This is a genomic window from Tolypothrix tenuis PCC 7101, assembly GCF_963874875.1.
GTDB classification, from domain to species: domain Bacteria; phylum Cyanobacteriota; class Cyanobacteriia; order Cyanobacteriales; family Nostocaceae; genus Aulosira; species Aulosira tenue.
Genome location: NZ_CAWNJS010000001.1, coordinates 1,615,417 through 1,630,485 on the forward strand (window position 1 = coordinate 1,615,417; position 15,069 = coordinate 1,630,485).

At 40.5% G+C, this 15,069-nt stretch carries 14 protein-coding genes; 5 read left to right on the forward strand and 9 right to left on the reverse strand.

The features are described from left to right. The first annotated feature begins 45 nt into the window (after positions 1-45). Complete coding sequence (locus AACU25_RS06550; protein ID WP_096574441.1) at positions 46-1,437, forward strand: cytochrome P450; 1,392 nt, start codon at positions 46-48, stop codon at positions 1,435-1,437. Between the two features lie 80 nt (positions 1,438-1,517). Here AACU25_RS06550 and AACU25_RS06555 read toward each other — a convergent pair whose 3' ends face one another. From AACU25_RS06555 to AACU25_RS06565, 3 genes are all read right to left on the reverse strand, one after another. Further along, the gene (locus AACU25_RS06555; protein WP_096574442.1) at positions 1,518-2,006 is read right to left on the reverse strand and encodes an SLOG cluster 4 domain-containing protein; all 489 of its coding nucleotides are present in this window, start codon (positions 2,004-2,006) and stop codon (positions 1,518-1,520) included. A 123-nt stretch (positions 2,007-2,129) separates the two neighbouring features. Then, positions 2,130-2,708 carry a hypothetical protein gene (locus AACU25_RS06560; RefSeq protein WP_190445867.1) on the reverse strand — a complete coding sequence of 193 codons (579 nt, stop codon included), beginning with the start codon at positions 2,706-2,708 and terminating at the stop codon, positions 2,130-2,132. A gap of 357 nt (positions 2,709-3,065) precedes the next feature. Next, positions 3,066-3,671: a DedA family protein gene (locus AACU25_RS06565; protein WP_096574444.1), complete on the reverse strand. Its 606-nt coding sequence runs from the start codon at positions 3,669-3,671 to the stop codon at positions 3,066-3,068. 147 nt (positions 3,672-3,818) lie between these two features. Between AACU25_RS06565 and AACU25_RS06570 the strand changes: the two genes are divergently transcribed. Next, positions 3,819-4,601, forward strand: coding sequence for an ABC transporter permease (locus AACU25_RS06570; RefSeq protein ID WP_096574445.1), 783 nt, complete (start codon positions 3,819-3,821; stop codon positions 4,599-4,601). Positions 4,602-4,817: 216 nt separating this feature from the next. After that, a complete protein-coding gene (locus AACU25_RS06575; RefSeq protein ID WP_321206795.1) occupies positions 4,818-7,511 on the forward strand; it encodes an S-layer family protein in 2,694 nt (897 codons plus the stop codon). A gap of 138 nt (positions 7,512-7,649) precedes the next feature. On the opposite strand, the gene AACU25_RS06580 is transcribed toward AACU25_RS06575, so the two are convergent. Beyond that, positions 7,650-8,201 (reverse strand): DUF2231 domain-containing protein, encoded by a 552-nt coding sequence (locus AACU25_RS06580; protein WP_096574447.1) that lies wholly within the window; start codon positions 8,199-8,201, stop codon positions 7,650-7,652. Positions 8,202-8,213: 12 nt separating this feature from the next. Next, positions 8,214-8,957, reverse strand: a complete 744-nt coding sequence (locus AACU25_RS06585) for an LmeA family phospholipid-binding protein (protein ID WP_096574448.1) — start codon at positions 8,955-8,957, stop codon at positions 8,214-8,216. 417 nt (positions 8,958-9,374) lie between these two features. On the opposite strand from AACU25_RS06585, the gene AACU25_RS06590 reads away from it, so the two are divergent. Further along, positions 9,375-10,427: a hemerythrin domain-containing protein gene (locus AACU25_RS06590; protein WP_096574449.1), complete on the forward strand. Its 1,053-nt coding sequence runs from the start codon at positions 9,375-9,377 to the stop codon at positions 10,425-10,427. 79 nt (positions 10,428-10,506) lie between these two features. Here AACU25_RS06590 and AACU25_RS06595 read toward each other — a convergent pair whose 3' ends face one another. From AACU25_RS06595 to AACU25_RS06610, 4 genes are all read right to left on the reverse strand, one after another. Then, a complete protein-coding gene (locus AACU25_RS06595) occupies positions 10,507-10,782 on the reverse strand; it encodes a type II toxin-antitoxin system RelE family toxin (RefSeq protein WP_096574450.1) in 276 nt (91 codons plus the stop codon). Then, entirely contained in the window at positions 10,775-11,026 is a 252-nt protein-coding gene (locus AACU25_RS06600) for a type II toxin-antitoxin system Phd/YefM family antitoxin (RefSeq protein ID WP_096574451.1), read from the reverse strand. The genes AACU25_RS06595 and AACU25_RS06600 overlap by 8 nt, the downstream gene beginning before the upstream one ends. A gap of 132 nt (positions 11,027-11,158) precedes the next feature. Beyond that, positions 11,159-12,349 carry an amidohydrolase gene (locus AACU25_RS06605; protein WP_096574452.1) on the reverse strand — a complete coding sequence of 397 codons (1,191 nt, stop codon included), beginning with the start codon at positions 12,347-12,349 and terminating at the stop codon, positions 11,159-11,161. A 175-nt stretch (positions 12,350-12,524) separates the two neighbouring features. Continuing rightward, complete coding sequence (locus tag AACU25_RS06610) at positions 12,525-13,055, reverse strand: pentapeptide repeat-containing protein (protein ID WP_096574453.1); 531 nt, start codon at positions 13,053-13,055, stop codon at positions 12,525-12,527. 935 nt (positions 13,056-13,990) lie between these two features. Here AACU25_RS06610 and galK point away from each other — a divergent pair. Further along, positions 13,991-15,067, forward strand: a complete 1,077-nt coding sequence (galK, locus tag AACU25_RS06615) for a galactokinase (RefSeq protein ID WP_096574454.1) — start codon at positions 13,991-13,993, stop codon at positions 15,065-15,067. The last annotated feature ends 2 nt before the right edge of the window (positions 15,068-15,069 follow it).

Sequence of the window (15,069 nt, forward strand, 5' to 3'; positions counted from 1 at the left end):
CCAAATTGTAGCTGAAGCTTGTTAATAAATATCAGGGTAAAAGTCATGATTAAACTTCAAGAAAATTCTGCTGAAACAACTGTTGCTAAACTCCCATCTGGGAGGCAAAAATCTCAATTATTGCAAACCATCAAAATAATTTTACAACCGATTCAAAATCTGGAAAATCTGCGCCAGCGTTATGGAGATATTTTTTATAGCGAATTTGCTAGCTTTCCACCGCAATTAATTATCAGTGACCCAAAAGCTATTCAGGAAATTTTTACTGCTGATTCTCAGCTATTTGAATCAGGTGCAGGAAATCAAGTTATTCAACCCTTGGTAGGAGCAAATTCACTAATTTTATTAGATGGCGATCGCCACGTACAACAGCGTAAGCTTTTAATGCCTCCTTTTCACGGTGAACGGATGCGAGCCTACGGCCAAATTATCCGCGACATTACAGCGCAAGTCACTAGTCAATGGGTAATTGGCAAACCTTTTGTAGCGCGTTCCAGTATGCAGGATATTTCCTTACAAGTGATTTTGCGGTCTGTTTTTGGTCTGGAAGAAGGAGAACGTTATCAACAAATTAAGCAGATCTTAGTTGCAATGTTGAATACATTTAATACGCCATTAAGTGCGATTTTACTATTTTTCAAATCGCTACAAAAAGATTTAGTCCCTTGGAGTCCTTGGGGAAAATTTGTGCGGCGCAGAGAGTTACTTGATAAACTGCTTTACCAAGAAATTCAGGAGCGTCGAGAGCAAAATAAAACTGACGGTGAAGATATCCTTAGTTTATTAATGTCTGCACGTGATGAAGCTGGACAGCCAATGAGTGATGCAGAGTTACGCGATGAATTGATGACGATGTTATTTGCAGGTCATGAAACAACTGCGATCGCACTGGCGTGGGCTTTATATTGGATTCATTATCTCCCCGAAGTCCGCGAAAAATTGCTACAAGAACTCAATTCTATTGATATCGCCAATGCAGACCCAATGGCGATCGCGCAATTACCATATTTAAATGCTGTTTGTTACGAAACTCTGCGGATTTATCCAGTGGCTTTCTTTACTTTCCCCCGCATTCTGCGGACTGATATGCGATTTATGGGCTACGATTTACCAAAAGGGATGTACCTATCAATCTGCATTTATTTAACTCATCAGCGCCCTGATATTTATCCCGAACCTAAGCGTTTTCGACCAGAACGTTTCTTAGAACGGCAATTTTCACCCTACGAATTTATACCTTTTGGCGGTGCTAATCGTCGCTGTCTGGGTGCAGCCTTTGCCATGTTTGAAATGAAACTGGTATTAGCAAATATCCTATCGCACTACTCCTTAGAATTGCTCGATAAAGTGCCCTTGCAACCAGTGCGTCGCGGTATAGTATTTGCGCCTCCTGGGGGTGTGCGTTTGGCGGTGAGAGAGAAGGTGGGGAAGGGGTAATGAGTAATGAGTAATGGGTAATGGGTAATGGGTAATGGGTAATGGGTAATGGGGAAGGGGTAATGGGAAAACAAACACCGTTACTTTAATATTGCTTTGGTAGTTGCGATCGCATCTATTGCACTATCAACTAAATAAACATTGTCTGGCGAAAGTTTTTTAAAAAACGCTTTACTTTCTGCATCGTCATTCAATAAAATTACTGGCTGATTTGCTTTCACAGCCAAGGCGATTTCCAAACCAGTTCCCGCACCCATTCCACAAGCGATAATCACATTACTAGAGAGAACATTAATATTGTTGCGAGCGTTCCCCATGTCTGTGAAAATTGCAATATCCACCTCATCAGAAATGCTATCTTGTTCATTTCTCGGTAAGATTCCCAGCGTTAAACCATTCGCAGATTTTGCACCCTTGTTTGCTGCATCCATCACCCCTGCATTTCTCCCGCCAGTAAGCAAAATCCATTTTTCCTGAGCAATGAGACTACCTAATTGATAAGCATTTTGCAAATCACTTGCTGTAGCCTTCTCTCCTGGCCCCATCACTCCTACAATAATTTTTCTCATGGCGGTGTCAATTTTTGAAGAGTCAAGAGTCAAGGGTCAAAAGTCAAAAGTAATATTTGATATTTCCTGTAATTCTCCATTCAATTACCAATTACCAATTACCAATTACCCAATCCCAAATCCTTACCATTGCTCCGCCCAATATACAATTTCCGAAGCTGAACTATCAATTGCTACACCATAGCTACTACCATGATTCCACTTGAAGCCTGGGGTACCCCTATCTTCAGCATTCAAAACTAAGATTTCATAACTAGGTGGGAAGGATTCTTCAGATTCGTCACCTGTATAAAAAAACGTTGTTGGCACTCCGTTTTCAAGATTAATGTGTTCATTAGTGTTACCACCTCTAAACTCACGTTTAGCAACAGGTTTATATTGCGAAAGTAATTTTTTTACCTCTTGTGGTGACTGTTTCATGCGTACTTGAAAAAAACTACCACCTTGTAAAACCCCTGGTGAATAAGCAATCCGAACATCTTTTGCGTCATTAGGAACCTGAATCGGAAAATGTTTTATCTTGTAATCTTTAGATAATAATGTATTCAGTATTTCCGTGTAACGTGACGCATCAGTAACTACTTCAGGTTCGCCAGAACTACTAAAAGCTTTTCTGAGAAAAAAACTTCCCCCAACAACACCCAGACTGCCAAGGGAAAATAAAACTATCATGGCGATTTTGACAAGATATGATCGCTTCATGGAGTTGGATAAGGAGAAAATTTAGAGTTATATATCCAACTACTAAACTAAACTCGTACTATTTCGGAGATGAACTAGAAATTTTGATAAAAACTTTGTGTACTCGGGAAAAATACTGCTTGTTTGTGAAACTTTGATGAAGCGAATTAGAGTAAGTAGTCAAAAACCGCAGGTAAGTATACTTAGCATCTATTAATACTAGTGTTTTCTTCTCAGTGTTACTTGATTACGGGGAAAAGGTTAAAGGTTAAGGGGAAAAGGTTTTTTCTTTCCCTTTTTCCATTCCCCTGTTTCCTCTTAACCGACAATTATTGAGGTTGGCTTTGGTTATATAATAAAATTTCTAGCGTTGAAAAACTATTTGTTGTTCGCTCTACTTTCTTGGATTACATGAATAATTGATGGCAGTAGGGAAACAACAATAATTAATCCAATAATGGGTAACAAATATTTATCTACTTGTTCGGCTGGTAAAGATTTTCCTAAAAAGAATCCGAGAAAAGTAATTCCAAATGTCCAAACAAAGCCACCTACTAAGTTATAAGACATAAATGTCTTATAATGCATAGCACCAATACCAGCAACAATGGGAGCAAAAGTGCGTACAATCGGTACAAAACGCGCTAAAACAATAGTTTTTTTACCATGTTTTTGATAGAATTTTTGAGTTTTAACAATATGTTTTTTATGAAATAACCAGGAATCTTCTTTGCTAAATAACTTGCGTCCAAATCTATAGCCAGTGGTGTAACCGACATTATCACCAAGGACGGCACAAATAAAAGCACCAATAATCAAAATCCAAATATTGAGTAATTGCTGAGAAGCAACAAATCCAGCTGTAAACAGCAAGCTATCACCAGGCAGAAAAAAACCAATTAGCAAGCCAGACTCAGCAAAGATAATTCCCCATACACCAAAATAGCCAAGTGATTTAATCAGCGCTGGTAAATCAAAATGCATAGACATCTTACCTTTAAGCAGAAACATACAACATATTAACGTTCAGCAAATTTTCGGAGAGGAAAATACGATTAATTTTACGAAAATTTATTGCTTAGTATAGAAAATATTCATGAAAAACAGTAGATTTTGGTTTAAGGGTACAAAATGCGAAGATACTTGAAAGTACTCAGACTATTTTGGAGTACTGCGATCGCAGCTGAGATGGAATATCGGGTTAACTTTATCGTTGCTACCATCACCAGCGTGGGGAATTTAGCAGGTAGTCTGTTTGGACTGTTCTTGTTTTACCGCACTGGCTATACTTTCGCTGGTTGGTCATGGAATGCAGCTTTAGTTGTTCTCGGTGTTTTTACGCTATTACAAGGTTATTCTTCAACTTTTTTGGCTCCTAACCTCAATCGCATTGTCCGTCATGTGCAGGAAGGGACGTTAGACTTTGTGCTACTGAAACCTATACGCAGTCAATTTTGGCTTTCTACCCACACTATTTCACCTTGGGGTATGCCAGATTTAGTTTTTGGTACAGTGATTATTGCTTATGCAGGTATGCGCCTTGGTTTGAGTCTCAACAATTATTTAGTCAGTGCATTACCTCTAGCATTAGGCTTGGTAATTCTTTACAGCCTGTGGTTTATCCTAGGAGCAACTAGTATTTGGTTTGTCAAAATATACAACGTCACTGAAGTGCTACGGGGTTTATTAGAAGCTGGCAGATATCCAATGACAGCATATCCTGCAGCTTACCGCTTTTTCTTTACCTTCGTTGTGCCAGTAGCTTTTTTAACTACAGTGCCAGCAGAAGCCATGTTAGGAAGAGGACAAATTACCTGGTTAATAGGTGCAATAGTATTGGCATTAGGGCTATTTTCACTTTCTACTTGGTTTTGGCGTTTTGCGTTGCGTTTTTATACTAGTGCTTCTAGTTAAACACATAAACGAAGCAAAATTGAATTTTGCTTATTTTAAAGTAATTTCTGACTGTAAGACGCTTTTCCTGCACTTAATATTATTGCAACACTTCCATGACAGAAGTGTTTAAAAATATACGCATTTGGGCATATTAAATTGCGTATAAAAAGAGGTAGGAAAATGCGATCGCTCTTTGTTGTCTCAAGTTTAGTGAATCGCGTATTGGCAAGTTTGATGCTGCCATTAGGAATGATTTTTCTTGGCAACAGCTATGCTCATGCTCAGGTGATCTCTGATGGCACTATCAACACAAATATTAAATCTAGTGATAATAATTTTACAATTCTTAATGGTATAGCTAAAGGAAATAATCTATTTCATAGCTTTAGTAATTTTTCTGTTCCCACTGGTGGTACAGCAACCTTTGATTTAGTCAACACACCAAATATTACAAACATATTTAGTCGGGTGACAGGTGGAAATGTCTCCCAGATTGACGGGTTGATTAGCACAATCAATCACAATAACTCAGTCAGTTTATTTTTGCTGAATCCAGCAGGAATTGTATTTGGGCCGAATGCCAGCTTAAATATTGGTGGTGCATTTGTGGGGACAACGGCGAGTAGTATCAAATTTGCTGATGGGGTGGAATTTAGTGCAGTAAACTCCGCGACACCACCATTATTAACGATGAGTGTACCTGTGGGATTGCAACTAGGAGCGAATGCTGGAGCGATTCGCACTCAAGGTAACTCATCAGCCAACATCCTGTATGGTTCTCCACAAATATTTAAGGCGCAAACTGTAGCGTTAATAGGTAGTGATCTTGATATTAATCAAACCTATTTGGCTAATCCTGATGGCAAAGTCGAATTATGGGCATTGCGAAATGCAGAAGTAGGTTTAAATAATCAAGGCGGCTTACAACTCACTAGCCCTGCTGCGGCTGATTGGGGAAATATTTTGCTCAGACAGTCCTCATATATCCAGACTAATGGCATGAATGGCGGAGCAATCAATATTCGGGGGCGAGGTTTGACACTTCAGGACGGTTCGCAAATCAGTTCCAGCACTGGAACCTTAGGAAAAGGGCAAGGGATAAACATTAAAACTACAGAATTTGTAGATTTGTTAGGCGCATCTGCTGCAGACCAATATTCTACCCCCGGTTTACACACTAGCGTTGTGGGGAATCAAGGTAGAGCCGGAGATATTACAGTCGAAACAGGGCGTTTACGTTTAGCCAATGGAGCTTGGCTTGAGTCTACTCTGAGTTCTCCCTTCGACTTTATATCCTTTAGCCCCATCCCCAGTAATGACTCCAGAACGGGAGATATTAATATTAAAGCTGCAACTGTGGAAGTTACTGGTTACAATCGATTTCCTTATTTCTTTATAGGTTCTGATTTAGGTCTATACTTTGCTAGCGCTATTACTACTTTAATTAGCGGTGGTCACTCGAATGAAAATGGCAAGGTAACTATTGATGCTCAAAGGGTGAGTCTGCTTGATGGTGGTTTTATTAGTGCAGATGTGATCGGTTTTTATATCCCTGGTTTTTCTGAGTCTCCCACCATTGGTAAGTCTGGAGACATTGTAATTCGAGCCTCCGAGAAACTAGAGATTTCAGGAGTGGGCGTGGATGGCTCAAACAGTGCTGTGATTAGTTCAATTCAACCTTTTACAGTAGGACAAGCTGGCAATATTTTAATTAATACTGGCCACTTGACGCTGTCAAAGGGTGGCTCAGTGGCTAATGATGTCACAGGAAATGGTCAAGCGGGAAATATAGAGATTCATGCTCAGGATGTAGAAGTTAGTGACCCAGTAATCAATAGTTTTAACCAAGCGGTGAGTGGTATTACTGTGGGAGTCGGTAAGGATGCTGTTGGTCAAGGTGGAACAATTAACCTGACAGCAGATAGTTTGCGTGTGTTTAACGGTGGACAGATAACTTCCTCCAGTTTGGGTCAGGGATCTGCTGGTAGTGTTAACCTCAACGTGAAAAATATTGAGGTACAAGGAACTTCCCAAAGCCTAATTAATGGCAGTTATCTGCCCAGTGCGATCGCTGCATCCTCCGCTAATAGCTTGCCTGCGGGGTCTATAAATATCAAATCAGACAATGTGACTGTTAAAGATAATGCAGTAATTACTGTCAGTAATACAGGCAATGGCGATGCAGGTAACCTCAATATTACAGCTAAGAATCTTTTCCTAGACAATTCTGCTAGCCTACGTTCTGAGGTAAATGGCGGTGGTCAGGGAAACATCCACCTCAATGTCAATGATGTACTGCTATTACGGCGCGGTAGTAAAATTATTACTAATGCTTTGGGTGCTTCCACAGGTGGCAACATTAATATTAACGTGGGGTCGATGGTAGCTGTACCCAGCGAAAACAGCGATATTTCAGCCAATGCTGTCTTAGGAAGTGGTGGTAATATCCAAATTACCACTCAAGGTATCTTTGGGTTAGAGTTTCAAGCCCAACCCACACTCAATAGTGATATCACTGCCAGTTCACAATTTGGGCTGAGTGGTAATGTACAAGTGAATACCATTGGTGTTGACCCAAATTCTGGTTTACTCGAACTACCAGAGAATGTCACCGATTCATCGCAGCAAATTGCTTCAGGTTGTGCAGCAAATACTGGTAGCACATTTGTAGCGACAGGTCGAGGTGGAATACCTCAAAATCCGATGCAAGAAGTCAGGAGCGATCGCACTTGGTCTGATACTCGTGATATCTCTACATATCGGAAAAATAGTGGAGTGACAGCACGAATACCTCAATTGCCCAACAAAACTCTCGTGCAAGCTACTGCTTGGCATCGTCGGGCTGATGGCAAAATTGAGTTAGTCGCAGCGTCATCTCCCGCCAATATCCAGCCACCGTTAACTTGTGCTGCACTTTCTCAAATTTAATTGATTCAGGCAATTAAATTTGAGAAAGTCGATATCAATTTAAAAAAAGAAAAAGGGGAAAGGTTTTAATTTACTCTTTCCCCTTAGCTGTCTCTACGCTCTTCAATTTATGTATGAGGCTTCGCCCTTATGCTTTAACTAAGGGTATCTTTTACTACCCGCGCCTACGACTCCGATTTTGTGGCGATAGGAGAGTTCTGCACCGAACCACCCAGAAAGGCTAGTCAAAGTTCCTACAACCAAGGAGATTAACAATCCCCAAGGTAGTATGCGTGACTCTACATCACCAAGACGAATCAGGAAATTAACAAGAGTTAAAACGAGGACAGAAACATTTAGTATCAAATGTGCCCAACCAGCCTGACGCTTACGGACTCGCTCTATTTTCATAAAGTCGCTGAGGCCGATGAGTGCGGCTAAGACACCTCCGGCTAATCCTAATCCGATTAACCAGAAGGAAGCCCTAGCCCAAAAGAAATCTTTGGTTAACCAATAACCGAAATCACTTCCCAAAGCTGCGGCTAAAAAGGCTATAGGAAAGATCACACTTAGAGGGTGTAGAGGATGACCTGCGATCGCAACTGTACTGGGTACACCGCTATCATGATATTCGCGATCGTCACTTTCAATAATTGGTGGCAGATTAGGAAATGGTGTCGAGGTCGTTTGGGTATTCTCTGTAGTTTCCATTATTTTAGTACCTTAATTTGAAGAAGGAATTTGCTCAACATAAGCTTGAGCTTGAAGTATGAGTTTCCCTGGTTCTACCTTTAAACTGTTAACTTGTAAGGTCATTCCTTCCAAGTCAAAGTTGCTCAAGTTTAAAAGTTCGCTGGTTTGATTAACCAAAGCTTTTGTGAGTTCTGGAGATATTTCTTCACCTTCTCCATACTCAACATTCTCTAAAGAAACAGTTTTGCCGTTAGCACTAACACGGGGTACTGCTTCAAAAGCAACTTTGTGTGTTTCACCAGTTTCTACTAATAAAATGTTGGCATTGATAGCAACTTTCCCGTCACCTGGTAGGCGAAAATCTACATTTTGTGGGTTAATTGTTCTCACTTCTCCATTGACTTGTATTTTCTGACTTTGAAGTTGCGAACGAACATAATCTGAGTTAAAAGCGCGGTTAATATCTGCTTCATTTAAAACGACTCGCGCACTTCCCACAGTGGGTTTTGTTAGCTCAATTTTGCCAAATGCAACACTTAAAGGATTGATGGCAACGCTTTGGATTTGCATATCCATTTCCTCCACTCGGAGGTCTTTTTGCATTACCATACCCTCTCCTTCAATGGAGACTGAATCTACCTGTCCTTGAACCAATTTGAGCGGATCGGTTTTAATCTCGACATCTAAATTTTCTACTTCATCTAACTGGCTAGATAAACCGACTTCTGCCGCTTTATTCAGCGCTTGCTCTCCTAGCCCAGGACTGTCAGTCATGATAATTTAATCTCCGATTTTGACCATAAAAATGAACTATAAAAAATGATAGATATTTGTATTTTTTACGCCTGTAAACTAAGTAGATAAATATCTATTTTCAAGATTTATAACCTATTTATAGAATTAGAGCGTAATTTTATACATCATCTTTCATTCTTGAGCATTCATCTTTTAATTGACTACCTTTGAGTCAATCTAGAAAATTGGAGCAGAAAAATTATCTATCTGACGGCGGAGTAAATATTGAATATCTCTATATCTAAAAGTAGAAGTATTTATTTATGAGTAAAAATTTTTATTTTTCTACCCGAGGTTATTAAGGTAATCACTCAAAAGAAAGAGGGAAGGATTCTCAGCCGTATGCAAACTTGGTATTAGTGACAAATAAGAATTCTTTCTGAGGAGAACTGAATAATGGTAGCTAGTTTAGATGATACTAAACGTAATGCAATTGCCGTTAAATTGGCAGATATGAAAGCTTTGCAAGAGTTGGTTCTACAAAATGAACAACAACTTTTACAGCAAGGTCTAGATTCCGAAATTTCTGACCGCATTCGGGATTTCATCAAAGACGATCAAAAGAATTTAGGGATTTTGGAAACCGTAATTGGTCAGTATGGTATCCAAGCTCAACCCAGACAAACAGTTCAACAATTTATTGATAAAGCACGTCAACTGTTCCAAGGTTCCGAACTCAGCTTGTATGAGAAGGTATCTCAGCATGAATTGTTGAAGCATCAAATAGTAATGAGTGGCTTAATCGTTCATAAGGCTGCTCAAAAAGTTGGTGCTGACGTAATGGTTGCGATTGGCCCTTTGAATGCAGTTAACTTTGAGAACCGCGCTCACCAAGAACAACTCAAAGGCGTTCTGGAAATTCTAGGTGTTCGCGAACTCACTGGTCAAGAAGCAGATCAAGGTATTTGGGCACGTGTTCAAGATGCTATGGCCGCAGTTAGTGGTGCAGTAGGTAGCGCCGTTACCCAAAGCAGTGACAAAAAGGATATGAATATCCAAGATGTCATTCGCTCAGATCATGCCAAGGTAAATACTCTATTTACTGAACTGTTGCAAAGCAACAATCCCCAAAAAATTCAAGAGTACTTCGGTCAAATCTACAAGGATTTAACCGCCCACGCTGAAGCAGAAGAAGAAGTAGTTTACCCACGTGTACGTGCTTTCTACGGTGAAGGTGATACCCAAGAACTGTATGACGAGCAAGCTGAAATGAAGCGGGTGTTGGAAGAAATTAAAGCAATTAGCCCCTCTTCAGATCAATTCAAAGATAAAGTCAGACAGTTGATGAATGACGTTGGCGATCATATCCGCCAAGAAGAAAGCACAATGTTTGCTGCTATTCGCAACAACCTCAGCAGCGAACAAACCGAACAATGGGCTACTGAATTCAAAGCTGCTAAGAAGAAAATTCAAGAAAGACTTGGCGTTGTCAGCGAAGCTAACGTCTAGGATATCTTCAAGCCTTCTTTGGAAGCTAGTAAAGGTTAGTTAGAAGCTACTCCCAGCACCTCGGTGTTGGGAGTATTATTTATAAATTCTTGTAAACTTCATCATCATTGCGCTTCCCAACTCTAAACACATCAACTAATTGAGTCTCGTCATCAATAGTGTAAAGAATTCGGTATTCGCCAGAATCTACACGATAACCACCTTCATAGCCTTTTAGAGTTTTACAGTCTTGGGGTCTAGGATTACCTTGCAATGATAAGATTTTCGAGACAACTTGCTTAAATTGTTTAGCTTGCAATTCAAGTAAGTCTTTTTCAGCTGTCTTTGTAATCCTCAATGTATAACGCTCACTCATCACCACGCTGTGCCATGATTGCTTCTATTGTGGTAAATCCGTCATTCTCTTCTACAGCACGCCGAAGTTTAGCTGAGTCAAGCGCATCCTCAATAGCTTCTAGCAACTTCAGATCCTCAAGATTAATAATCGCCACAACCGCTTTACCGTGACGCTCAATTACAATACGTTCTTTGCCGTACTCAGCACGGTTAATTAATTCTGGTAAATTAGCACGAGCTTCCGTTGCACTGACAATATCCATATTTTTAGCAATTTTGTACAAATTAGTAATATTGTACAAAATCTACATTATTTTATTTAGCAAAAAAGCGATGCCTGCGGCGGGCTGCACCAACGCACTTTATCAGGCGATCGCATCAAGATAAACAAGATTTTAGACAATTTGAGGAGACTGCCAATACTTATAAGCTGTATAAGCCATAGTCACCACCCCAGTGATAATTGCAGATTCATCAACCTCAAATTCTGGATGGTGTAGCGGGTGATTAATAATTCTATCTTTGTAGCCTACGCCCAAACGGAACATGGCACCAGGGGCGTGTTCTAAATACACAGAAAAATCTTCAGCACCCAGGGAAGATTCAGGTAAGACTTGGACGCGATCGCTACTCCATGCTTCTTCTGCTGATGATTGCAATAATTGTGTCAGGGCATAATCATTTTGCACGCTGGGTACACCCTGGTGATAATTGACTTGATACTTGGCCCCAAAGGAATGGCAAACATTAGCCACAATTTTTTCAATCCAGTTAGGGAGACTAGCACGAGTTTCGGGGTGAAGCGATCGCACAGTTCCCAACAACCGTACTTTATCAGCAATTACGTTGGGCGCTCTGCCACCAGTAATCTGCCCAATGCTCAAAACTACAGGCCGTAGGGGATTTTGTGTGCGGCTAATGGCTTGTTGCAATGCAGTAATTACCTGCGCTGCAATCCAAATGGCATCTATTGCCTCATGGGGACGCGCCCCATGTCCAGACTCACCAACAATGATAATCTCTAAATCGTCAGCCGCAGCAGTTAACGCACCATAACGTACACCAATGGAACCTGCAGGTATAGAAGGGAAAACATGAACCCCCAAGATGGCTGAAACTTTTTCCATTGCCCCATCTTGTACCATCCAGCTTGCACCCTGGGCAATTTCCTCGGCTGGCTGAAATAAGAATCGGGTTTTACCGCCTAATTCTTCTGCTATTTGGGATAATACCATTGCTGTACCCAAACCCACGGTAGTGTGGACATCATGACCACACGCGTGCATCACACCTTCAGCGCGAGAGGCGTATTCCAAGCCTGTGCGTTCTTGGATGGGTAAAGCGTCCATATCGGTACGAATTGCCAATAAACGCTCATCACTACCATTACCTTGTAGTTCTCCAATCACACCAGTTTTTCCCACACCCTCTTGCACATGAAGGCCACTGGAAGAAAGTACACCTGCAACAAAAGCAGATGTTTGGTATTCCTGACCACTGAGTTCAGGGTGAGAGTGAATATGACGGCGAATTTCAATCAGACGAGGTGCTAGTTTTTTGGATAAATCTTTAATCTGGGTAAGCATGGATTGATCGCAAGTGACAGGCTTTGTTCCCATGATAAAGAAAGGGTTAAGGGTCAAGAGCCAAACAATTGTAGATTTTGCGGAAAGTCTGAGCGGCGGCTTCCGCCGATCAGAACTTTCCAAGACGGATTTTAGATTGACCATTACCCATTACCCATTACCCAGTCCCCATTCCCTATTTCTTCTTCTGATTCGCTTGTGCGTCTGGCCCTTCTTGTAAAGACCAACCATAGGGTTTATCAGAAGTAACCACACCATTAGCCATAGTTGTCAGCCGGAAATGTGCCGCCCGGAAATTAGTGAACAGCAATGTAGAGCCTTTGAGGTTAGCTGCTTCTAAATTGGCACTGATAAAACCAGCATAAGAAAGATTGGCATTTTCTAAAGTTGCTGATTTTAAATTTGTACCTGTTAAAGAAGCACCAGTAAGATTTGCAGAAGTCAGAACCGCAGCTTCCAAATCCGCACCAGTGAGGTCAGCATTTGTCAGGTTTACTTGAGAGAAATTAGTTGCCCTCAAATTAGCATCTCGTAAGTTTGCACCAGCTAAATTCAGTTGTGTAAGGTCAGCACCGCTTAAATCGCACCGGGGACAGGAACTTGAAGCTTTTAATTGATCAACGTCTTGCTGATTGAAGGCTAAAGCTTGTTCTGCTAACCCAAAACAAGCTAACAGGCTAAGGATAGCAACAATCTTGAATTTCATATTTGTTACGGATATTTGCTAACTAGATGATATGTAATATCTTGTACCGTTTAAAATCCATAATACTTACATTGTTCCCTTACCTTACAGGTGAGGCAGCGTGACAGATTACAGTTTATTCGCGGATACAAGATGTAGTATCACAACTATAGCCGTTGTCATACCAAACATATCCGAATTTTTCGCTAAATTACAGCTAATGAAGCGTCAATGAAGAAGTGATAAAATTAGTATAAATTCTCGTGGTTACACTACCCAAAAGCAAGTCTAGGGTTTAGAATCGTTTCGTAACCAACTATACTGAACCTCTTATAGACTACCACATATTGCGATCCCCCAAGCTCACGAGAAAGAGCAGTTTGGGGGATCTTAAATTTTTTAGAGGAAAAGCAATCAAGAACATTGAAAATATAGCGGTCTGAAAAATCAGGGCTAGCAGAGGAACTCCCGAAAAACTGACACATCAAAAATATTCTTCTTACTGAAATCTGAGCAGGCTAGGAAAATTAGTCAATAATAATCTGATACCCAAATTAAAAGTGATAATTTTGCAATCATATCAATAAAATTTCCTAGAGAAATCCTACATTTTTAGTAATAAAGAATTGCATATTTAAAGTTGAAAAATACAAGTATTACGTAGGCTGTGTTAGGCGAAAGACGTAACATATCAAAACATTTATAAAAGATGCCGTACTCTCAACATCACATATCCTACTTATAGAATCCGATTTGATTTCTAAAAAAATTTTAGTAAGCTGTAACGCACAAAAAGCTTTGGTGCTGATGCGTTACGCTATCGCTAACGCAATGCCAGTTGCTACAACGGAGGACATCTCCGCAACGCACTGGCTCTCCTACATGAACTACATCTTACAGATTAAACCTATAGATAGATGTTGAATATTTGCTAGCTTTGTTATCACAAAACAATTATGAACTTCCACAAAATATTTGCTCAACAACCCGAAACCGAAGCCAGTGCACCAGGAAGGGTAAACCTTCTAGGAGAACACACAGATTATAATGATGGCTTCGTTTTACCAACAGCTATTCCACAAAAAACAACGGTACAGTTAGCTTTTAGTAGTGATGGAAAACATCATTTTTACTCTGAAAATTTAGATGAGATAGTTAGCATCTTAGGAACCAACCATACGCCATCAGGATTTGCAAGTTATATATTTGGTTGTATCCAAGTTTTACAACAAAAAGGATATACAATTCCACCACTTAATTTGTATGTAAAGTCATTGGTACCAATAGGTTCGGGTTTGTCTAGTAGTGCGGCTTTAGAGGTTAGCACTCTCAAAGCAATGCGCCAACTTCTTAACCTTCCAATTAATGATGTAGAAATTGCCCAACTCGCACAGCAAGCGGAAATTCATTATGCAGGTGTGCAATGCGGCATTATGGATCAGATGGCTTCCAGCCTAGCCGATACTGAGCATATGCTATTTTTAGATACTCGTACTCTAGAACAGCGTGTGTTATCTTTACCTTCAGATGCAGAGATTGTAGTCATAGATAGCGGTGCGCCTCGTAGTTTAGCAAGTAGCGGATATAACCAAAGACGCGCAGAATGTGAAGAGGCGGCGCGATTGCTAGGAGTGAAAGCACTGCGAGACATTAGTGATGCTAGTGCTGTGCAAGATTTACCAGAACTCTTAAAACGGCGGGCGCGTCACGTAGTTACAGAAAATAACCGCGTTTTGGAAGTGTTGCAAGGAGTTTCATCTCAGCGCTTTGGCGAATTGATGAATGCATCCCATGCTAGTTTGCGGGATGATTACGAAGTTTCTGTACCAGCATTGGATACATTAGTTGATATTTTGCAGAAAACCCCAGGCGTTTTAGGCGCAAGGCTAACGGGCGCTGGTTTTGGTGGTGCTTGTGTTGCTTTAGTATCAGGTCAAGGAAAAGCCTCAGCTTACGCAAATCAGGCCCTAACAGCATACAATCAATCTGGTTACACCGGAAAAATTTTGGTGCCAGAAACTTTCGCCAAATAACA